General features: G+C 74.2%; 19 protein-coding genes. 10 read left to right on the forward strand and 9 right to left on the reverse strand.

Annotated elements, in window-relative coordinates; genetic code table 11:
* Positions 1-64 precede the first annotated feature (64 nt).
* Both GD748_RS13290 and GD748_RS13295 read left to right on the forward strand, forming a co-directional pair.
* Positions 65-487 carry a YciI family protein gene (locus tag GD748_RS13290; RefSeq protein ID WP_152195635.1) on the forward strand — a complete coding sequence of 141 codons (423 nt, stop codon included), beginning with the start codon at positions 65-67 and terminating at the stop codon, positions 485-487.
* A gap of 118 nt (positions 488-605) precedes the next feature.
* On the forward strand, positions 606-1841 hold the full coding sequence (locus GD748_RS13295) for an RNA polymerase sigma factor (RefSeq protein WP_405002683.1): 1236 nt from the start codon (positions 606-608) through the stop codon (positions 1839-1841).
* Between the two features lie 67 nt (positions 1842-1908).
* Here GD748_RS13295 and GD748_RS13300 read toward each other — a convergent pair whose 3' ends face one another.
* The 4 genes from GD748_RS13300 to GD748_RS13315 all read right to left on the reverse strand — a co-directional run bounded on the left by GD748_RS13300 (position 1909) and on the right by GD748_RS13315 (position 7160).
* Positions 1909-2502, reverse strand: coding sequence for a hypothetical protein (locus GD748_RS13300; protein WP_152195637.1), 594 nt, complete (start codon positions 2500-2502; stop codon positions 1909-1911).
* Between the two features lie 106 nt (positions 2503-2608).
* A complete protein-coding gene (locus GD748_RS13305; RefSeq protein ID WP_152195638.1) occupies positions 2609-3259 on the reverse strand; it encodes a vitamin K epoxide reductase family protein in 651 nt (216 codons plus the stop codon).
* Positions 3260-3490: 231 nt separating this feature from the next.
* Positions 3491-6205, reverse strand: coding sequence for an ATP-binding protein (locus GD748_RS13310; protein ID WP_152195639.1), 2715 nt, complete (start codon positions 6203-6205; stop codon positions 3491-3493).
* Positions 6168-7160: a cyclic nucleotide-binding domain-containing protein gene (locus tag GD748_RS13315; RefSeq protein ID WP_152195640.1), complete on the reverse strand. Its 993-nt coding sequence runs from the start codon at positions 7158-7160 to the stop codon at positions 6168-6170. Before GD748_RS13315 ends, GD748_RS13310 begins: the two co-directional genes overlap by 38 nt.
* Positions 7161-7558: 398 nt before the next feature.
* Between GD748_RS13315 and GD748_RS19555 the strand changes: the two genes are divergently transcribed.
* Entirely contained in the window at positions 7559-7732 is a 174-nt protein-coding gene (locus GD748_RS19555; RefSeq protein ID WP_193312939.1) for a hypothetical protein, read from the forward strand.
* A 113-nt stretch (positions 7733-7845) separates the two neighbouring features.
* On the opposite strand, the gene GD748_RS13320 is transcribed toward GD748_RS19555, so the two are convergent.
* Together GD748_RS13320 and GD748_RS13325 are read right to left on the reverse strand one after the other, a co-directional pair.
* A complete protein-coding gene (locus GD748_RS13320) occupies positions 7846-8847 on the reverse strand; it encodes an adenosine deaminase (protein WP_152195641.1) in 1002 nt (333 codons plus the stop codon).
* Positions 8848-9055: 208 nt separating this feature from the next.
* Complete coding sequence (locus GD748_RS13325; RefSeq protein ID WP_152195642.1) at positions 9056-9685, reverse strand: TetR/AcrR family transcriptional regulator; 630 nt, start codon at positions 9683-9685, stop codon at positions 9056-9058.
* Positions 9686-9790: 105 nt separating this feature from the next.
* On the opposite strand from GD748_RS13325, the gene GD748_RS13330 reads away from it, so the two are divergent.
* The gene (locus tag GD748_RS13330; RefSeq protein ID WP_152195643.1) at positions 9791-10333 is read left to right on the forward strand and encodes a dihydrofolate reductase family protein; all 543 of its coding nucleotides are present in this window, start codon (positions 9791-9793) and stop codon (positions 10331-10333) included.
* 11 nt (positions 10334-10344) lie between these two features.
* Here the strand turns inward: GD748_RS13330 and GD748_RS13335 are convergent, their stop codons facing one another.
* The 3 genes from GD748_RS13335 to GD748_RS13345 are packed head-to-tail and all read right to left on the reverse strand — an operon-like array spanning position 10345 to position 13281.
* Positions 10345-10842, reverse strand: coding sequence for a DUF3830 family protein (locus GD748_RS13335; RefSeq protein ID WP_152195644.1), 498 nt, complete (start codon positions 10840-10842; stop codon positions 10345-10347).
* Between the two features lie 16 nt (positions 10843-10858).
* Positions 10859-12271, reverse strand: coding sequence for an amidase (locus tag GD748_RS13340; RefSeq protein ID WP_152195645.1), 1413 nt, complete (start codon positions 12269-12271; stop codon positions 10859-10861).
* Complete coding sequence (locus tag GD748_RS13345) at positions 12268-13281, reverse strand: D-2-hydroxyacid dehydrogenase (RefSeq protein WP_152195646.1); 1014 nt, start codon at positions 13279-13281, stop codon at positions 12268-12270. Before GD748_RS13345 ends, GD748_RS13340 begins: the two co-directional genes overlap by 4 nt.
* 301 nt (positions 13282-13582) lie before the next feature.
* On the opposite strand from GD748_RS13345, the gene GD748_RS13350 reads away from it, so the two are divergent.
* From GD748_RS13350 to GD748_RS13375, 6 genes are read left to right on the forward strand one after another with little or no spacing between them, the layout of a single operon-like run.
* Complete coding sequence (locus GD748_RS13350; protein WP_152195737.1) at positions 13583-14332, forward strand: aspartate racemase/maleate isomerase family protein; 750 nt, start codon at positions 13583-13585, stop codon at positions 14330-14332.
* A gap of 11 nt (positions 14333-14343) precedes the next feature.
* Entirely contained in the window at positions 14344-15651 is a 1308-nt protein-coding gene (locus GD748_RS13355; RefSeq protein ID WP_152195647.1) for a M24 family metallopeptidase, read from the forward strand.
* Between the two features lie 22 nt (positions 15652-15673).
* The gene (locus GD748_RS13360; RefSeq protein WP_152195648.1) at positions 15674-16879 is read left to right on the forward strand and encodes an aminotransferase-like domain-containing protein; all 1206 of its coding nucleotides are present in this window, start codon (positions 15674-15676) and stop codon (positions 16877-16879) included.
* The gene (locus GD748_RS13365) at positions 16872-18212 is read left to right on the forward strand and encodes a M20 family metallopeptidase (protein ID WP_226921314.1); all 1341 of its coding nucleotides are present in this window, start codon (positions 16872-16874) and stop codon (positions 18210-18212) included. Before GD748_RS13360 ends, GD748_RS13365 begins: the two co-directional genes overlap by 8 nt.
* A 14-nt stretch (positions 18213-18226) precedes the next feature.
* Positions 18227-18988 carry a maleate cis-trans isomerase family protein gene (locus tag GD748_RS13370; protein WP_152195649.1) on the forward strand — a complete coding sequence of 254 codons (762 nt, stop codon included), beginning with the start codon at positions 18227-18229 and terminating at the stop codon, positions 18986-18988.
* A gap of 48 nt (positions 18989-19036) precedes the next feature.
* Complete coding sequence (locus tag GD748_RS13375) at positions 19037-19699, forward strand: GntR family transcriptional regulator (protein WP_152195650.1); 663 nt, start codon at positions 19037-19039, stop codon at positions 19697-19699.
* The last annotated feature ends 245 nt before the right edge of the window (positions 19700-19944 follow it).

Raw genomic sequence — 19944 nt, forward strand, 5'->3', positions numbered from 1 at the left:
CCCCCGTTCAACGGATGGGTAGAGGGACGCACCCGGCGCCCTTGAGGAACGAAGGAGAAACATCGTGAAGTACATGCTGATCATGCGCTCGACCGACGCTGCCATCGAGGCCTCCAAGACCATGGACGTCGAGGAGCTGCTCAACGCGATGGGGGCGTTCAACGAGACGATGATCAAGGCCGGCGTGATGCTCGCGGGCGAGGGGCTCTCCGACCCCGACGAGGGCTTCGTCGTCGACTTCGACTCCGAGACCCCGATCGTGACCGACGGTCCCTACGGGGAGACGCACGAGCTCTTCAACGGCTTCTGGATCATCGAGGTCTCGAGCAAGGAGGAGGCTGCTCAGTGGGCGAGCCGCGCCCCTCTGGGACCGGGCACCAAGCTCGAGGTGCGCCGCGTGACCGACGAGTCCGACTTCGCGGACTACAGCGACAACGAGTACATCAAGAAGGAGGCACAGTGGCGCGAGCAGCTGGCCACCGAGTGAGGCGTGCTCCCCGGGCGCGTGGCGGTGAGCGGCGTGCTCCCCGGCGCGTGGCGGCGAGCGTGCTCCCCGGGCGCGTGGCAGTGAGCGGCACGCTCCCGGGCACGTGGCGGTGAGCGGCGTGCCCGACGTCCGGCGCACCGTCGACGCCGTCTGGCGGATCGAGAGCGCTCGCATCGTGTCGACGCTGACCCGTATGACCGGCGACGTCGGCCTGGCGGAGGACCTCGCCCAGGACGCTCTGGTCGAGGCCCTCGCCCGGTGGCCGGAGTCGGGCGTCCCGCGCAACGCGGGCGCCTGGCTCACGGCCGTCGCGAAGCGCAGGGCGATCGACGGGTGGCGGCGCCGGGACCGGCTCGACGAGCGCTACCGGGCCATGGCGCACGACCTCTCCGAGACGACGGACGACGAGTGGCAGCCGATAGACGACGACGTGCTGCGGCTCGTCTTCACCGCCTGCCACCCGGTGCTGTCCCGCGAGGCGCAGGTCGCCCTGACCCTGCGGGTCGTGGCCGGTCTCACCACCGAGGAGATCGCGCGCATGCTGCTCGTGCCGGTCCCGACGGTGCAGCAGCGGATCGTCCGCGCCAAGCGGACCCTCTCCGCCGCGCGGGTGCCGTTCGAGCCTCCTGACCCGACCGAGTGGACCGACAGGCTCGGCGCGGTGCTGGGCGTGGTCTACCTGATCTTCACCGAGGGGTACGCCGCGACCTCGGGCGACCGGTGGATCCGGCCCGACCTCGCCCACGAGGCCCTGCGGCTCGGTCGGGTGCTGGCGGGGCTGCTGCCGCGCGAGCCGGAGGTGCACGGGCTCGTGGCCCTGATGGAGCTCCAGGCGTCCCGGTTCGCCGCGCGCGTCGCCCCGGACGGCTCCCCGGTCCTGCTCGGCGACCAGGACCGCTCCCGCTGGGACCGTGCCCGGATCGGCCGGGGCCGCGCCGCGCTGGACCGCGCGGACGCCGTGGGCCGCGGTCGCGGCAGCTACGGCTTGCAGGCGGCGATCGCCGAGTGCCACGCGGTGGCGCCCAGCGTCGAGGAGACCGACTGGGAGCGGATCGTGCTGCTCTACGAGGCGCTCGGCCGGCTGGCGCCGAGCCCCGTGGTCGAGCTCAACCGGGCGGTCGCGGTCTCCATGGCGTCCGGCCCGGCCCACGCCCTGCCGATCGTCGACCGGCTGACCGAGGACGGCGCGCTGCGCGGCTCGCACCTGCTGCCGAGCGTCCGCGGCGAGCTGCTCGCCCGCCTCGGCCGCACGGACGAGGCGCGGTCGGAGCTGGTCACCGCGGCAGGCCTGGCCGCCAACGCGCGCGAGCAGGCGGTGCTGCGGGCGAAGGCCGCCGCTCTGCGACCTCTGTGACCGACGGCCGGACGTCGGGACACCGGACACCGGACACTGCAGGGCGCGACGCCGGGGCCCACGCGGGTCAGGAGGCGTCGGGCACGAGCTGGGCGACGAGCTCGGCGCGTGCGGGGACCCGGTTGCGCACGTCGAACGCGGCCGTCGCCCGCTCTACCGCCCCGCGGAACTCCACGGCCTCCGACTCGTCCAGGCTGTCGATGACGGCGTCGACGAGCCGGTAGCGCAGCGCCTCGGCCTGGTGGATCAGCACGGTGCCGGACTCGCTCACGTGCACCAGGGCCGGCTCTCCGGACCGCGGGGCCCGGGCGTCGTGGTGCCTGCCGAGCAGCCCGCGCGCCACGAGGCCCTCGACGGTGGCGGCCGCGGCCGCCTCGGTCTGGCCGGTGCTGCGGGCCACGGAACGCGGGTGGTCGGCACCGTCGGCGACCGCACCCAGGGCCTGCAGCTCGCCGTGGCGGACGCCGGTGAGCCTCTCGATCGCGCCGAAGACGTGCTCGTGCGAACGGGTCATCGCCGTCATCTCGTCGACGAGCTCCAGGGTCTCGGCCAGGTCGGACCGGGGCTCGGTGCCCCGAACCAGACGCCGGGTGTGCTGCGCCGCCACGGCAGGTGTCTCGACGGCGGTTCCGGGGTCGGGGTCCTGCGCTGCGTTGCTCACACTTGTCCAACGCATGCGCATTCGTGACTGTTCCATGATCCGCGGCTCGACGGTGGACAGGATGACATCGAGCCCTGACACCCGCGACCGGCGCACCGTTCGGGGCTCAGAACAGCGCGGCCTGGTACTTCAGCAGGATGGCCGCCGCCAGCACGACGAACAGGACTGCCTCGAGGGCGTAGTCCACGCCCATGCGCAGCCACGACGAGATCCGCTCGTGCAGCACGGGCGGCAGGCCGAAGGCGTTCTCCATCAGGTTCACGCGGAGCAGGGAGACGAAGACCGTCGTCGTGGAGACCGTGATGAGCAGGCACCACGGGCACAGCGACCCGATGACGAGGTAGGACTGGGCGAAGAGCCAGTAGGCGAGGACGAGGCCGGCGAGGTAGACGACCTGGGCCGCGTTCATGAACCAGCGCGGGAAGCGCACCCCGCCGAGCGAGGCGACCGCCAGGGTGATGACGACCGGTTCGGCGACGAGGCCGAGGAAGGCGTTGGGGAAGCCCAGCAGGCTCGCCTGCCACGCCTGGGCGACGGTCCCGCAGGAGATCGCCTCGTTGATGTTGCAGCTCAGGGCGACGCCGGGGTCGGCGGCCAGGCGCACCGCGTCCACCGACAGCACCAGCGAGGCGACCAGGCTCAGCAGCGACGACACCAGCATCACGGCGAAGGCGCCGCGGTGCCGGGCACGTGCGGGCGGACGCTCGACGTCGTCGGTGTCGGGCGGTGCGAGCACGACGGCGGCTGGTGCGTTCATGGGCGGCGTCCCGGAGCGAGATGGTCACCGCCGGCAGCCGGCGGCAGGGCGGCGTGCGTGCCCCGTCCTGCATCGTCGCGCGCACGACCGGCCCGGGGCGCGGGACGAAGGTCCCGGCCTGCACGCCGGCGGCCGGACAGGCCGGCACACCGCCCGGTAGACAGGCCGGCACACAGACGTCCGGACCCACCGACGTCCGGGCGCCCACCGACGCCCGGACCGACGACGGCCCTACCCGACGGCGGAGCCCCCGACCGCCTCGCGCGCCGCCTCCTCCACGTCCAGCCGCGCCCCGTCCTGGAGGTCCTGCGCCCACCGGGCGGCGTCGCTGCCGTTGCGGACGAGCTCGACCTGCTCCTGAAGGTACGCCTCGTCGGGTGCGGTCATCGCGAACTCGGCGCGCCTGCGCATCGCCCCGGCGGCCCCGAGGAGCCGGGCGGCACGGCGGGCCTCTCCCCGCCGGGCGGCGAGCGCGCAGGCGATCTCCAGCACGTCCACCGTCAGCTCGACGTCGCCGAGCGCGACGACGGCAGGGCCGTGCTCGGCCAGGGTCTGCGCCACCTCCTCGAGCCGCCCGGCCCGCAGCAGCGCCGTCGCGATGTTCACGTGGTCGGCCGCCGTGCCCCAGGTGTCCCCGAGGTCGTGGTCGATCGCAAGCGTCTCGGTCAGGAGCGCCAGGGACCTGTCGTGCCGGCCCGCGTCGATCTCCAGCGCGGCGAGGTTCGACAGGGCGCTGGCCAGGTGCGCCCGCTCCCCCGCCCCGCGGGCGAGGCCGATCGCCTCCTCCAGGAGGTCTCTGGCGCGGCCCGACTCTCCCAGCGCACGGTTCGCCATCGCCAGCGAGCTCAGCTCGGACGCCACGTCCGACGGGCTGCCCGTCCGGCGCTGGTGATCCAGCGTGCGGGTGAGCATCTCGCGCGCCCGCTCCGGCTCACCGTGCTGGAGCACCAGGACGGCGAGCCCGTGGAGCGCCGCCATGAGCTCGGGCCCCTCCGTCCCGGCGGCCGCGGCGACGGCGGCACCGAGCCACCGCCGCCCCTCGGGCTGGTAGCCGCACGCGTACCAGAACCAGAACAGCTGCTCGCACAGCCGCAGCCCGGTGGCGAGGTCGGCCGGCTCGGCGCCCTGGTCAGTTCCGAGCGACCACGCCAGCGCGGCGCGCAGGTCCGCCAGCGAGCCGGCGAGGCGGTCCCGGCCCGCCAGGTGGGCCGCCGAGCGCAGCTGTGGCCGCACGCCCTCGGCGACGGCGAGGAAGTGCCTGGCGTGGCGGCGGCGGACGGCGTCGGTCTCGCCGTGCTCGGCCAGCCGTTCGCGGCCGAACCTGGCGATGGTGCGCAGCACCCGTACCCGCGGCTCGCCGTCGGGCCCCTCGCGCACGAGGGCGAGGTTGGCGTCCACCAGTTCGCCCACCAGGTCGAGGGGGTCGGCGTCGTCGTCCACGACGGCGGCGACGGCGTCGAGGTCGAACTCGCCCTCGAACACGCTGACCTGGCGGAAGACTGCCTGCAGCGGGGGTGGGAGCAGGTCGTGGCTCCAGGCGATCGCCGCGCGCAGGGTGCGTTGCCGGTCCGGGAGCCCGAGGGACGTGCCGGCGAGCTCCAGACCCTGCTCGACCCGGGCGCGCATCGCCCGCGGGCCGAGCAGCCTGGCCCGGGCGGCGACGAGCTCGATCGCGAGCGGGAGGCCGTCGAGCTGCTGGCACACGGCGACCACGTCGCCCACGTTCTCCGCGGTGAGCGTGAAGCCGGGCCGCACGAGCCTGGCGCGCTGCACGAACAGGTCGACGGCGTCGCAGGCGGCGGCCTCGGCGGGGCCGGCGTCGGGGCCGGGTAGCGGCAGGGGCGCCAGCGGGTGCTGGTGCTCGCCCACCACGTGCAGGGGCCGTCGGGAGGTGGCGAGGACCCGCGCCCGTGGGCAGGTCCGCACGATCTGGTCGACCATCGACGGTGCGCCGTCGAGCTGTTCGAGGTTGTCCAGGACGAGGAGGACCTCCCGGCCGGCGAGGTAGTCCAGCAGGGCGAGGGGCGTCCGGGCCTCCTCGTTCACGCCGAGGGCGTCGGCCAGCGAGGACCACATCACCTCGTCGCCGCGGGCGCTGGCCAGCGGCACGAAGTACACGCCGTCGGCGAGGTGTCCGGACAGGTCGGTCGCCACGGCCATGGCCAGCCGGGTCTTGCCAACTCCGCCGGGCCCGGTGAGCGTCACGAGCCGGCCGGCTGGGTCGAGCAGCTGGCCGCCGACCTGCGCCCGCTCACGGGCGCGTCCGACGAGGGTGGTGGGGAACTGCGGGACCGTCGCGCCCGACCCGAGAGTCTTCGGCGCCGGGAAGGTGGTCGCCAGCCCGTCGGCGCGCAGCTGGTAGAGCCGCTCGTTGCCGGGCAGGTCCTTGAGCCGGTGCTCACCGAGGTCGGTGAAGTCGGCGCTCACCTGGCCCGTCGCCAGCCGGCAGGTGGCCTCGGTGAGGAGCACCTGCCCGCCGTGGGCGGCGGCCGCCACCCGGGCGGCCCGGTGGACGTCCATGCCGACGTAGCCGTCCTCGTGCCGGACCGGCTCGCCGGTGTGCAGCCCCATGCGCACCCGAACCCTGGCGCCCTCGGGCCAGGCGGTCGCGCCGAGCTCGCGCTGCGCGTCGAGGGCGGCGGCGACCGCGGCGCCGGCGGTGGCGAACACGACGAAGAAGCTGTCGCCCTCGGTGCCCATCTCGTGGCCGCCGTGCCGGGCGAACGCCGAGCGCTGGATGCGCCGCTGGAGCGAGACGACCTCGGCGTAGCGCTCGCCCAGGCGGGCGAGCAGCGCCGTCGACCCCTCGACGTCGGAGAAGAGCAGGGTGAGGGTGCCCTCGGGCAGCTGCTCCGGACCGGTCCCGGGCACCTCCTGCTGCGTCTGCGCCCCGGCCATCGTCGTGGCGTCAGGCTTCCTCGCGCCGATGGAGCTCGGCGACGGCACGCAGCTTCTCCAGGTCCAGGGAGCGGGCCCCGGCGACTGCCAGGCGCACCGGCGTCATGGCGCGCAGGGTCGAGGTCCGCACCCCGCCCTCGAGCACCGCCCGCTCCCCCAGCACCGCGCCCGGCCCGACCTGCGCCACCTGCGCGCCGTCGACCTCGACGACGAGGACGCCGTCGAGGACCAGGAAGATCTCCTCGCCCGGCTCACCCTGGGTGGTCACGGTCGTCCCGGCCGGCGCACGGCGGATCTCCGGACGCCCCCCGCCGCGCATGATGCCCTCGGAGAGCTGGCGCTCCAGCGAGCTCTCGGCCTCGGTGACCAGGGCCTCGGAGTCCTGGTTGCCCCACGGGGTCCGCGGGCCGAAGGAGTGCGCCATCCAGTGGTCGAGGTCGGTCAGGCCGGACTTGAGCGCCAGCGCCCCGTCGGGGCCGAAGACCCAGTGCCGGGGGAAGGCGCTCGCGCCCGGCATCGCGATGTCGGTGGTGCCGTCCGAGCGCAGGGTCAGGGCCAGGGTGGTCCACACGATCGGTGCCTGCCACAGCACGAACGGTGCGTGCGGGACCGGCCGCGGCAGCGGCACGCCGGTGCGCCCGCCCGCCGTCTGCGCGAAGTGGACGCTCCCCGGCTCGACCACCGGCTCCTGCTGCAGGGTCGGCAGGGAGTAGCCGCCGAAGGTGGCGCCCACGCTGGCGACGCGCACCGTCGTCGAGCCCATGACGATGCCCGACTCCTCCGCGAACCCCCACTCGACCGGCGCCCCGAGCTCGTCGAACTCCGCCCAGGCGGACAGGTGGTTCGCGAAGCGGAACCGGTCGTCCGCGCGCAGCTGGTGCACCTGGTCGAGCCCGGTCAGGGAGTCAAGCGGTGGGGTGTCGTAGTGGGCGAGCCCGACGTCGAACCCGGCCTTGAGCCAGCCCCGGACCGAGTCCGAGGGGATCCAGGACAGCGATGTCATGCTCGACTCGACCCGCATGGGAGCCTCCGGTCGTCGGGGACAAACGGCACCAGTGCCAGTTCTGGCCATTCAACACGACGGCGCAGGTCGGGTCGAGGGGCGCGGGCTCTGAGGGCGGGCTCGGGCGCGAGGGCGTGGGCGCGGGTACTGGCTCGAGGGTGCGGGCTCGGGCCCGAGGAGTGCGGGCTCGGGCCCGAGGAGTGCGGGCTCGGCACCGAGGGGTGCGCGGCGCGAACGCCCGAGGGGCACGCGGTGCAAGGCCGGTTGCGCGCCACCGGGCGATGACGGGGTGCGCGGCCCGCCGGTCGGCACATCGGTGACGAGTTTCCTCGTCGCCGCGCGTCGGACGGCACTACGCTCCAGCCACGGGGGATCGAAACCACTGAGGAGTCAGCCCCATGAAGCTCACGATCGATTCCGACGAGCCCCTCGAGGACGTCCTGAAGGTCATCGGCGCCATGTACCAGGTGGACCTGGGCGTGCGCGGCAACGCGGGCCGAGCCACGACCGAGGACGGCGACGCCGAGGGCGACGACGAGGGCGGCTGGCGCACCAAGACGCGACACCTGTAGGTCGTACGGGAGCACCTCTACGTACTGCCGAACTCCTGCAGGGCTGCCGAGGACCTGCGGGCCCTGCCGTGCACGTGTAGGTACGGCCGAGCACCTGCAGGCCGTACCGAGACCTACGAGGTCTGACGGACCCCCGCCGCCCAGGCGTCCACCTCGGCGGACAGCTCCTGCCGGCGGGCGTCGTCGACGAAGGCGGCCGCGACCCCGTTGCGGGCCAGGGTCGTCAGCTCCTGCGGTCCGAGATCGAGCGCCTCGGTCACCTGCCGGAGGTTCTCGTCGACGTAGCCGCCGAAGTACGCCGGGTCGTCGGAGTTGACGGTCACGACCAGGCCGGCGTCCAGCATGGCGCGCAGCGGGTGGTCGGCGATGGTGTCCACCACGCGCAGGCGCACGTTGGACAGCGGGCACACGGTGAGCGGGACGCGCTCGCGCACGAGCCGCTCGACCACCGCGGGGTCCTCCATGGCGCGCACGCCGTGGTCGACCCGTTCGACCTTCAGAATGTCGAGCACGTCGGTGACGTTCTGCGGCGGGCCCTCCTCGCCGGCGTGCGCGACGAGGCGCAGCCCGTTCGCGCGGGCGAGGTCGAACGCCGGCGCGAACTCCGACGCGTGGCTGGTCAGCTCGGTCGAGCACAGGCCGACACCGAGCAACGGGACGTCGAGCGCCAGGATCTCCTCGAGCGCGGCGAGCGCCTCGGAGCCGGGGAGGTGACGCAGGAACGTCACGATGAGCCCCGAGGTGAGGCCGTGCTCGCGCTCGCTGGCGCCGAGTGCCCCGGTGACGCCGGCGAGCACCTCGGCCGCCGGGATCCCGCGGCCGGTGTGGGCCTGGATGTCGAGGAACACCTCGGCGTGCCGCACGCCGGCCTCGGCGGCGCGGGCGAGGTAGGCGTTGGTCAGGTCGGCGAAGTCGGCGGCCGTGCGCAGCACCGTCATGTTCGCGTAGTAGAGGTCGAGGAAGCTCTGCAGGTCCGTGAAGGAGTAGCGCGAGCGCAGGTCGTCCAGGTCCGTGTAGGGCAGCTCGACGTCGTTGCGCTCGGCGAGGGCGAAGATCAGCTCGGGCTCGAGCGTCCCCTCGAGGTGGACGTGGAGCTCGACGGCAGGCATCAGCATCCCGACAGTATGGCCACGGCGCGCGGGAGACGCAGCGACATTCTCGGCTCGTCGCGAACGAGCGTGCTGGTGGGGTCGGAATCCGCCGATCTCGAGCAGGGCTCTGGCGATGTGGCGCCGGCGACGTTCGGCCAGGGCTGCCTGCCGGCCGCGCACGCGGCCCAGCCGAGCGGCTCGACGCGCGCGACTAAGCCGTCGTCTAGTGCGTCTAGCCCCCGGGCGCGGCGTAGCGTGCGGCGATCGTGCGAGCGGCTTCGTCGACGGCGCGGAGCTGCTCGTCGTCGGTGATCGACCATGTGCCGTGCACGAGGCGCGGCCAGAAGATCGCGGACGCGATCATGCCGAGGAACTGGGCCGACGCGACATCCGGATCCTCGATGTCGGCGGTTCCCGCCGCGTGCTCCGCCCGGAGATAGCGTCCGAGGGCCGCGAGCACCGGCAGCGTGCCGAAATCGAAGGTGCGCTCGCGCAGCTCCGGGAACCTCGGCGACTCGGCGATCACGACCCGCATCAGGGCAACCATGTGGGGGCGGGTCAGCAGCTCCGCGTACGCGCGGCCCAGCACCACCAAGCCCGCGTGGAAGTCCCCCGTCGGAAGGTCGACGGGCTCCGCGTCGGGCGACCCACCCGCCGCGAGCACCGTCGCCTCGAAGAGCGCGGCCTTCGTCGGGAACTGCTTGAACAGGGTCGCCCTGGAGACGCCCGCGCCCTCGGCGACGCGTGCCAGCGACGTGCGGTCGTATCCGGACTCGAGGAACAGTCGCACAGCCGCGTCGAGGATCGTCGCGCGGTTCTTCGCGGCGACCTCACGGTGGTACGAGGGGAGCTCGCGTGACATTCACCCAGTATCCCATGAGGTGAGTCTCTTGACTCGCCTCATGGTGACTGGGTAGATTCGCAGAGGTAAGCCGAGCAACTCACCTCTACCGAGAAGGAGCAGCTCATGGCTCGAGTGATCGTCCATGCGACGGTGACCGTCGACGGATTCATCGCGGACGCAGACGGCGGGGTCGACTGGATGTTCGGTCGCCCCTCAGCTCCCGAGGACGACGCCGTCGTCGAGAAGGTCATCGATCGCATCGGCGCCGTGGTCGGAGGAGCGAACAAGGCGCAGACCGTCGAAGACGGCGAGATCCCCTACGGCGGCATGCTGAAGGTGCCGGTGTACCTCATGACCCACAGCGCTCACGAGCCGATCGAGCGGGACGGCGTCACCTACACCTTCGTGGTCGACGACGTCGCGCAGGCGGTCGAGGCGGCCAAGCAGGCGGCGGGTGACGAGTGGGTCAATCTGCTCGGGGGAAGCATCTCGCGACAGTGCCTCCTGCTCGGACTCGTCGACGAGCTCCACCTCGACGTCGCGCCGGTCCTGCTCGGTGAGGGCATCTCGCTGTTCGCCGGGCTGGGGCAGCGCATCGAGCTGGAACGCGTCGAGACGTCGGCGTTCGCGAGCGAGACCCACCTCCGCTACCGCGTCCTGCGCTGACCGGGCCCCGGTCAGGCTCGGGCGATGACCAGCGTCTCCCCGCGCGCCCCGCCCATCCACACGTCCTGGCAGGCCGCCGCCATCTCGACGAGTCCGTCGACGACCGTGGCGAACACGTTCCCCGGCACCCAGCCCTGGTCGCCGTTGATGAGCAGGTTGTTGCGGCCGTAGAACAGGGCCAGGTCCACGACGCCGGCGCCCTGCGCGGTCCCGGTGCCCTCCTGGTACCCGTAGGCGGGGTTCGCCAGGCTGCCGCCGGTGAAGTCGAAGTAGCACACGTCCCCGGGGATCGGTGTGATCGTGGTGTTCTCCGGGCCGGGCTCGCTCGGCGCGAACGCCGGCACCAGGGTGTAGATCTCGTTCCGCGCGTACTTGCCGTGGAAGACCTGGTCAGCCAGCGGCAGGGCGTCCCACACGGCGGCCGCGGTGCGCGGTGCCTCGGCGTCGAGCAGCCGGGCGGTGCAGGTGACGCCGCGGGCGGCGAGCGTGAGGGTGATGTGTCGGTCCACGAGGTGCTCCTTGTCGTCAGCTACCTGGCGGGGCCGCGGGAGGCACCGCCGCCCCCCAGTCGGTCGCCGCCTCGTACGCCCGCGCGGCGCGCAGGACGAGCGCGTCGTCGTGCCGCGGGCCGACGATCTGCAGGCCGACCGGCAGCCCCGCCGCGGTGAACCCGCACGGCACGGACGCCGCGGGCTGCTGGGTCATGTTGAACGGGTACGTGTAGGGCGTCCAGCTCGTCCAGTCCGAGCTCGGCCAGCCGGGCGGGACGTCGGCGCCGAGCGGGAACGCCGGGAGCGGCAGCGTCGGCGTCACCAGCAGGTCGTAGGTCTCGTGGAAGCGTCCCATGAGGACCCCCAGGCTCATCCGCACCGCTGTCGCGTCCAGGTAGCGGCCGGCGTCGACGGGTCCGGTGCGCGCGATCGCGGCATGCAGCCCCGGGTCGACCCGCCCGACGACGTCGTCGCCGAAGGGCTCGAGGACCTTGGCGGCACCGGCGAACCACAGCGCGTGGAACGCCTCCACGGGGTCGGCGAACCCCGGGTCGACCTCCTCGACGACGGCGCCGAGGTCCGCCAGCACGCCGGCCGCCCGGCGCACGGCCGCCTCGACCTCGGCGTCGTTCTCCCCGTACCCCAGGTCCGCGGAGTAGGCGACGCGCAGCCCGGCCACACCGTCGTCGAGGCCGTCCAGGAAGGAGCCGGCCGGCGTCGGCAGCGCGGACCAGTCGCGGGCGTCGAACCCGGTGACGACGTCCAGCAGCAGCGCGGCGTCGCTCACCGTGCGGGTCATGGGCCCGGCGTGCGCGAGCGTGCCGAAGGGGCTGGCTGGGTACATCGGCACGAGCCCGTACGTCGGCTTGATGGTGACCGTCCCGGTGAAGGCGGCCGGGATACGGACCGACCCGCCGCCGTCGGTGCCCACCGACCACGCCCCCATGCCCAGGGCGACGGCGGTGGCGGAGCCGCCGCTCGAGCCGCCGGACGTCAGGGCCGGGTCCCACGGGTTCCCGGTCGCGCCGTGCCGGAGGGAGTCGGTCACTCCCTTCCACGCGAGCTCCGGGGTGGTGGTCTTGCCCAGTAGGACGGCGCCGGTCTCCCGCAGCCGGGCGACGGCGGGGGCGTCGTCGGGCCAGGGTCCCGCCTCGTCGACGAGCTGCGTGCCGCGCAGCGTCGGCCAGCCCGCCGTGAGCAGGATGTCCTTGACCGAGGTCGGCACGCCGTCGCCGGGCCCGAGCGGGGACCCTGCATGCCACCGCCGCTCCGACGCGGCGGCCGCGGCCAGGGCACCCTCGTGGTCGACGAGGACGAACGCGTTGACCGCGCGGTCGCCCTCGTCGATGGCCGCCAGCGCCGCGCGGGTGGCCTCCACGGGTGAGATCGAGCCGTCGCGGTACCGGGCGACGAGGTCGGTGGCCGGGAGGCGGGAGAGGTCGTTCACCGGCCCGGCTCCCCCGCCGGCTGCGTGCTCGGGACGAAGCCGAGCTCCTTGTCGACGACGTTGGCGAGCTCCTCGCCGTCGAGCCAGCGCAGCGCGTTGTCCACGAACTGCCGCGCGAGGGTCTCCCGCCAGCCGAAGGTGTCGCCGGACATGTGCGCTGTGATGCTCACGCCCGGGGTGGTCCAGAGCGGGTTGTCGCTCGGCAGCGGCTCGGTGGCGAAGACGTCCAGGGAGGCGGCGGCGAGCCGGCCCGCGGTCAGCGCCGCGACGAGGTCGTCCTCGACGACGACGGCGCCGCGTCCGACGTTGACGAGGTGGGCGGTGGGCTTCATGGCGGCGAGGACCTCGGCGTCGATGAGCCCGGTGGTCGCCGGCGTCAGCGGGGTCACGACGACGACGTGGTCGGCCCGGCCGACGTGCGCGACGAGATCGGTGCTGGCGATCACCGACCCGAAGTCCGGGTCGCCGTCCCGCGCGCTCCGGCCGGCCCCCTGCACCTCGACGCCGACGGCGCGGAGCAGGCGGGCGATCTCGCGCCCGATGGCGCCGGTACCCACCACCAGGGCGGTGCTGCCGGCCACGAGCGTGGTCTCCCGGTGCTCCCACCGGCGCTCGCGCTGCCGGTCGAGGCTGCCGCGGGCGTCCTTGGCGTGGGCGAGCACCGACATCAGGACGAACTCGGCGATGGGTCGGTCGAAGACGCCCTTGGCGTTGGTGACCACGACGTCGGACGCGCGCAGCTCGTCGAACAGAAGACTGTCGACGCCGGCCGCGGCGACGTGGATCCAGCGCAGCCGCCCGGCCGAGGGCCACGCGTCGCGGACCGCCGTCGAGAAGAAGTCCCACAGGAATAGCGCGTCGGCGTCCGCGAGGGCCATTTCCAGCCCGTCCGCGTCGGTATATGCGACGTCGGCCCGCTCCTCGAGCGCAGCCAGGTGCGGCGGGCGGTCGGCGGAATTGGCGCAGAGGACCGCGATGCGGCGCCTCGAGCCCTGCTGGGCGAAGGTCATGGATCCCCGTCCTGCCGCAGCGGTGCGCGGCTCCTCAGCGGTCGTGACCACCGGCGGGAATACCCCGCCACGACGCGGCGTGAAACACGCCGGAAACAAACTTGGCCGTCCTTTCGCCCGGCAATCGCAAGGTCCTGGTCAAAAGGAACGTAGAAACGCGCGGCGGTGTTGTCAACAATGCCTCGCGCGGGTCATGATCGGCAGCAGGGGCCGGCGGTGCTGCCGACCCGCCTTCGAGAGGAGGTCGCCCGTGCGCGAGCGTCCCTGGGCCGCCGGGCCGGTGCAGCCCGACGGCATCGGCATGATCCTGCCGCCCGACATGGCCCTGGACCACGAGCTGCGACGGTGGGCGCCGGCGGACGTCTCGCTGCTGTGCACGCGCACCCCCTACACGGGCCTGCCGGTCTCCGTGGAGATGGCGGAGCGCCTGGGCGACCCGATGGCGCTGAGCCTGGCGGTGCGCGACCTGGCCGCCTCGGCCCCGGCCGTCTACGCCTACGGGTGCACGTCGGCGGCGTTCGTGCACGGCACGGGGGGCGAGCGACTGCTGGTCGACGCGATGCTCGCCGCCGGGGCACCCGCCGCGTTCACCGCCGCCGGTGCGCTGCGCCGGGCGCTCGCGCACCTGGGCGTCCGGCGGGTCGCCGTCGCCACGCCGTACGACCTCGACGTGACCGAGCGGCTGCGGGCCTACCTCGCCGAGTGCAGGGTGGAGGTCGTCTCCAGCGCGCACCTCGGCATGGCCGGCGGGATCTGGGCGGTGCCGTACTCGACGACGGCCGACCTCGTCATGAGCGCCGACCACGTGGGGGCGCAGGCCGTCGTCATCTCCTGCACCAACCTGCCGACCTACGACGTCATCGCCCCGCTCGAGGCCGCGCTCGGCAAGCCGGTCGTGACGGCCAACCAGGCCACGATGTGGGCCGCGCTCCGCGCGATCGGACGCTCCGCCGTCGGCCCGCGGCAACGCCTGCTCGCCGCCCGGCGCGCCCCCGGCCCCCGCACCAGACGCCACCCGCTGCGCGGGAGCACCACCCCTGCCGCCGTGTGATCGGAGACCCCATGCTGGACCACGCCTCCCGCGGCACGAGCGCGACGACCACGCGCGAAGCCCCTCCGCGGACGGCACCGCCGCCCGCCACGGTCCGCCCCGCTCCGGCCGCGCCCACGCGGAGGCGGCAGGCGCGCGCGCCCGCCGCCGGCAGTCCGCCGCAGGAGCACGCCCGGCGGCTCGAGCGCGTCCGTGCGGTCATGGCCCAGCGGTCGCTGGCCGCCCTGGTCGTGGCCGACCCGGCCAGCATCAACTACCTGTCGGGGTACAACGCGTGGTCGTTCTACACCCCGCAGTGCCTGGTGGTCCCCGCCGCCGGGAGCCCGGTGCTGTTCGCGCGGGCCATGGACGCCGCGGGGGCGACCTTCACCACCTGGCTCGGCACCGACGACGTGGAGGGCTACCCCGAGGAGCTCGTGCACAACGAGACCACCCACCCGTACCTGTGGATCGCCGGCCGGCTGCGCGAGCGCGGCCTCGTGACCGACGGTGACGTGGTGGCCGCCGACCTCGACGCCCACTTCTTCTCCGCACGCGGCTACCTCGCCCTGGCGGCCGGGCTGCCGGGCGTACGAATCGAGGACAGCCGCGCCTTGGTCAACTGGGTCCGGCTCGTGAAGTCTCCCTACGAGCTCGACCAGCTGCGGATCGCCGGCACCATCGCCCAGCGCGCGATGGAGGTGGCGCTCGCCGCGGTCCGTCCGGGCCGGCGGCAGTGCGACGTCGTCGCCGACATCATGGCCGCGCAGGCCGTCGGCACGCCGGAGCACGGCGGCGACTACCCGTCCATCGTGCCGATGCTGCCCACCGGCCGCCGGGCCGGCACACCGCACCTGACCTGGTCCGACGAGCGGCTCCGCGCCGGCGAGGCGACGACGGTCGAGCTCGCCGGGGCCTACCGGCGCTACAACGTCCCGCTCGCGCGCACGGTGATCCCCGGCCGGCCCGACCGGCGCCTGGCCCACACCGCACTAGTGGTGCGCGACGCGATGGCGCAGCTCCTCGCCGCGATGGTCCCCGGGCGCACCGCGCACGAGGTGCACGCCGTCGGCCAGGCGGTCCTCGCCGACGCCGGCCTGGTCAAGGAGTCCCGGATGGGCTACTCGATCGGCCTCGGCTACCCGCCCGACTGGGGCGAGCACACCGTGAGCCTGCGCCCGGGCGAGCAGGTGGCCCTGCAGGCGGGCATGTGCTTCCACGTGATCCTCGGCATGTGGATGGACGGCTGGGGATACGAGCTGTCGGAGCCGGTGGTCGTCACCGCCGGCGGCGTCGAGCGCCTCACCCGCCTCACCCAGAACCTGACGATCATCCGATGACCCCGACGACGAGGACGTGACCATGAGACAGTCGGCCACCCAGCTCCCCCTGGCCTCCCGGGCCACCGGCCTGGTCGGGTCGGTGATCGACTCGAGCACCTCGCTGCTGGCGCGCCAGGAGCACGACGTCGTCAGCTTCGCGATGGGCTCGCCGGCGGCCGAGGCGGTCCCCACCGACGTCCTCGGCGAGATCAACGCCGCCGTCCTCGCCCGCCACGACGCCTACCTCTACGCCGCGACCGAGGGCGACCCGGCCCTGCGCTCGGCCGTGCTGGCGATGCTCGACGGCACCGGGGAGGCCACGACCGAGGAGCGGCTGACCATCACGAGCGGCGGCATGCAGGGCATCGACCTCGCCTGCAAGCTCTTCGTCGACCCCGGTGACCTGGTGGTGGTGGAGTCCCCGACGTACACGAACGGCTCCGCCACGGTCATGTCCTACGGCGGCGAGGTCCTCGAGGCGCCGATGGACGACGACGGTCTGGTCGTCGAGCTCCTGCCCGACCTGGTGGCCCGGGCCGGTCGCACACCCACCGCGATCTACACGATCCCGAACTTCCAGAACCCGTCGGGCACCACGCTCTCGCTGCGTCGCCGCGAGGCGCTCCTCGAGATCGCGCGCGAGTGGGGCGCGATGATCATCGACGACGACCCCTACGGCCTGCTGCGCTTCGCCGGGGACGAGGTGGCGGGGCTGCGCGAGCTCAGCGACGGCGACCCGCTGGTCTTCTCCGTCCGTACGTTCTCCAAGCTCCTGGCGCCGGGGCTGCGGGTGGGCTGGGTGGACGCCGCACCCGAGCTGGGCCAGCTGCTCATCAACGCCAAGCAGGCGATGGACACGTGCACGAACCTGCCGGCGCAGCGCCTGGTGGCGGCGTTCCTCGACGGCGGCCACCTCGCCGACCATCTCGCGCGGCTGCGTCCGGAGTACCGCGCCCGCAAGGAGGCGATGCAGGACGCACTCGCCGAGCACCTGGGCGACGTCGCCACCTGGACCGACCCCGACGGCGGCTTCTTCCTGTGGGTCACCCTGCCGGACGACGTCGACACCCAGCAGCTCTTCCCGGCCGCGCTGGCCGAGGGCGTGGCCTACATCCCGGGCTCGTCCTTCTCCCCCGGCGGGCGTTTCCCGAACACGCTTCGGCTGTGCTTCGCCTCGACGACGCCGGCTCGCACCGACGTCGGCATCCGGCGCCTGCGCCGCGCGATCGACGCAGCCCGTGGCTGAGCGGCTCATGGCGGCGGAAGACGACGGCGCACGTCCCGGCATCGCCGCACCAGCTGCCGGCACCGCCACGCGAGCCGCCGGTACCGCCATTCCCGACGCCGTACCCACTGGCACCGCCACACTTGCCGCGCGCGCTGGCACGACCTCCGGCTCCGGAATCGCCACAGAGCAACGGGTCCTCGACCTGGTGACCGGTGCCGAGGTGCGTGATCTCGCGGTCGAGCTGGTCCGGGCCGTCGGGGAGAACCCGCCCGGCGGGGAGGGACCGATGGCCCAGGTCCTCGCCGCGGCCTGCCGGGACCGCGGCCTCGAGGTGGTGCTGACCGAGGTGGCGCCCGACCGACCCAACGTCGTCGCCCGCACCCCCGGCGGCACCGGCCCGAGCCTGCTGCTGCTCGCGCACACCGACGTCGTCCCGGTCGGCGAGGGCTGGAGCGTGCCGCCGTTCGCCGGCCAGGTCGTCGACGGCCGGCTCGTCGGGCGCGGTGCGGCCGACACCAAGGGGAACCTCGCTGCGGCGGTGGTGGCCATGGCCGCGCTGGTCCGGGCCGGGGTGCGGCTGACCGGCCCGGTCGAGCTCGCGGCCGTCGTCGACGAGGAGGAGACAGGGCTCGGGGTGCAGGCCTACCTCGCCGACCACGCCGCCCCGCTCGCCGGGTGCGTGGTCGCCGAGCCCACCGACCTGCGGACGGTCGCCGCAGCCCGCGGCGACTCCTACGTCCGCATCCACGTCACCGGCCGGGCCGCGCACGCGGGCAGCCCGGCCGACGGTGTCAACGCGGTCGCCGGCGCGGCCCGGGTGGTGACGGCGCTGGGCCGGTGGCACGGCGAGCTCGCGGCCGCGGCGCACCCGCTCGTCGGGCCGGCCACCGTGAACGTCGGGGAGATCCACGGCGGGACGGGCACGTCGACCGTGCCGGCCGACTGCGTCGTCGCCGTGGACCGGCGCCTGCTCCCCGGCGAGTCGGGCGCCGACGCCCTCCGCGAGCTCGCCGCCCGCCTCGACGCCCTCGACCTGGCGGGTGCGGGCATGGGCGTGCGCGCCGAGGTCGTGATGGAGATGCCCGGCTTCGAGACGCCCGTGGACGCGCCGCTGGTGCGCACGGCCGCCGCCGCGGTCCGCGACGCGGGTGGCCCGGACCTGCCCGTGACCGGGTGGAGCGCCGCGTGCGACGGCGGGTACGTCGCCCGCGCCACCGGCACCGACGTCGTCGTCCTCGGGGCCGGGTCGGTGACCGGGCAGGCGCACCGCCCCGACGAGTCCGTCGCGCTGGCCGACCTCCTCACCGCGGCCCGCGCCTACGCCCTGTGCGCGCTGCGCACACTCGGCTGAGACCTGGAGGTCCTATGCGCACCCAGCCCGCCGCGAGTGACGTGCGGGCCCGCACCGGCGAGGCCCCCGCCGTCGGCCTGCTCTACCCCGGGTCGAGCGCCGCGGACGACTTCCCCCGGCTCGAGGAACGCCTCGCCGGCGCCGTGCGTCTGCCGCTCGTGCACACCTCGGTCGGTGAGGACGCGCACCGCGTGGACGCGCTGCTCGACCTCGGGTCCGCCGGACGGCTGGCCGAGGGGGCGGCGGCGCTCACGGCCCACGAGCCCGACGCGGTGATGTGGGCGTGCACCTCCGGCAGCTTCGTCTTCGGGTGGGACGGGGCGCACGAGCAGGCCGCCGAGCTGTCCCGGGCGGCCGGGCGGCCGGCGTCGTCGACGTCGCTCGCCTTCGTCGCGGCCGCCCGGGCGCTCGGCCTCACCCGGGTGGCGGTGGCCGCGTCCTACCCGCAGGACGTGGCCGAGCACTTCGTGGGCCTGCTGGCCGTCGGCGGGGTCGAGGTGGTCGCCCTGGGCAGCCACGGGATCGTCACGGCCGCCGAGGTCGGCACGCTCGGCCGGGAGCGGGTGGTGGAGATGGTGCTGGACGGCGACCACCGCGACGCGCAGGCGGTGCTGGTGCCGGACACGGCCCTGCACTCCCTGGCCTGGCTGGACGACCTCGAGGACGCCGTCGGCAAGCCTGTCCTGACGGCGAACCAGGTCACGGTGTGGGAAGGTCTGCGCATCGCTGGTGCGAGCGTGCACCTGCCGGGGCTGGGACGGCTGTTCCGGCCCTGACCGACGCCCCCTGACGCTTCGCCGTCCGGGGCGAGACCAGGAGGTGACGTGGCCGGTTCCCCGCCGGTGCAGCGCGAGTCCACGCCGGCCGTGCTGGCGCGCCGGCTGCGGCGCGCCATCGTCGCCGGCGACCTGGCGCCCGGTGCCCGGCTCGGCGAGGTCGACCTCGCCGAGCGTCTCGGGGTCGGCCGCGGTCCGCTGCGGGAGGCGATGCAGCGGCTGACGCAGGAGGGGCTGCTCGTCTCGGTCCCCAACCGTGGGCTCTTCGTCGTCGAGCTCACGGCCGACGACGTCCGCGACATCTACCTCGCCCGCACCGCCGTCGAGCGCTGTGCCGTCGCCGAGGTGGTGCGCCGGGGCGGCTCGGAGCCGGCCGAAGCGCTGGACCGGGTGCTCGCCACCATGGCCGAGGCCGCCCGCACCGGGGACGACGAGCGCCTCGGCGAGCTGGACCTGCAGTTCCACGAGGTCCTCGTGGAGGCGGCCGGCAGCGCCCGGCTCGTGCGGATGCACCGCACCCTCGTCACCGAGACCCGGCTGTGCCTGCGCGGCCTGTCCGGGACCTACCCGGAGGAGCTGGTGCGCGTGGCCGAGCACTCCGCGATCGTCGAGGCGCTGCGCGGCGGGGACGCCGACGCCGCTGACCGCCTGCTGGTCGAGCACATGGAGGACGGCCTCGCCCGCCTCGGCGCGGCCGGGCTGTTCGCATAGCCGGGACCGTCGTAGGGGCCGCGCACGCCCACCGCTCGAGTGACATCCCTGAAGGAGCGGTGGTGAGTCAAGGGGGTGTGGTGAGTCTGCTTGGGCTTGTTTTTTGCTTGTCCGGCTGGGGTTTTGGGTGTGCTCGGTTGAGGCGTCGGGGTCAAGGCTCGCGCGGAGCGCGACCGCGCAGCGGCCGTAGGGCCTTGAGGCCGGCGCCGTGCCGGGCCACGATGTTCAACCAGCGGAGAAGCTCA

Origin of the sequence: Georgenia subflava, from assembly GCF_009193155.1 — a bacterium.
Lineage (GTDB): Bacteria > Actinomycetota > Actinomycetes > Actinomycetales > Actinomycetaceae > Georgenia > Georgenia subflava.

What these genes read in the sequence shown, in the direction of transcription:
- GD748_RS13325 (WP_152195642.1), bottom strand. Translation starts at nt 9,685, where the DNA reads ATGTCACGCGAGCTCCCCTCGTACCACCGTGAGGTCGCCGCGAAGAAC.
- GD748_RS13330 (WP_152195643.1), top strand. Translation starts at nt 9,791, where the DNA reads ATGGCTCGAGTGATCGTCCATGCGACGGTGACCGTCGACGGATTCATC.
- GD748_RS13360 (WP_152195648.1), top strand. Translation starts at nt 15,674, where the DNA reads ATGAGACAGTCGGCCACCCAGCTCCCCCTGGCCTCCCGGGCCACCGGC.
- GD748_RS13370 (WP_152195649.1), top strand. Translation starts at nt 18,227, where the DNA reads ATGCGCACCCAGCCCGCCGCGAGTGACGTGCGGGCCCGCACCGGCGAG.
- GD748_RS13355 (WP_152195647.1), top strand. Translation starts at nt 14,344, where the DNA reads ATGCTGGACCACGCCTCCCGCGGCACGAGCGCGACGACCACGCGCGAA.
- GD748_RS13320 (WP_152195641.1), bottom strand. Translation starts at nt 8,847, where the DNA reads ATGCTGATGCCTGCCGTCGAGCTCCACGTCCACCTCGAGGGGACGCTC.
- GD748_RS13350 (WP_152195737.1), top strand. Translation starts at nt 13,583, where the DNA reads ATGATCCTGCCGCCCGACATGGCCCTGGACCACGAGCTGCGACGGTGG.
- GD748_RS13345 (WP_152195646.1), bottom strand. Translation starts at nt 13,281, where the DNA reads ATGACCTTCGCCCAGCAGGGCTCGAGGCGCCGCATCGCGGTCCTCTGC.
- GD748_RS13305 (WP_152195638.1), bottom strand. Translation starts at nt 3,259, where the DNA reads ATGAACGCACCAGCCGCCGTCGTGCTCGCACCGCCCGACACCGACGAC.
- GD748_RS19555 (WP_193312939.1), top strand. Translation starts at nt 7,559, where the DNA reads ATGAAGCTCACGATCGATTCCGACGAGCCCCTCGAGGACGTCCTGAAG.
- GD748_RS13315 (WP_152195640.1), bottom strand. Translation starts at nt 7,160, where the DNA reads ATGACATCGCTGTCCTGGATCCCCTCGGACTCGGTCCGGGGCTGGCTC.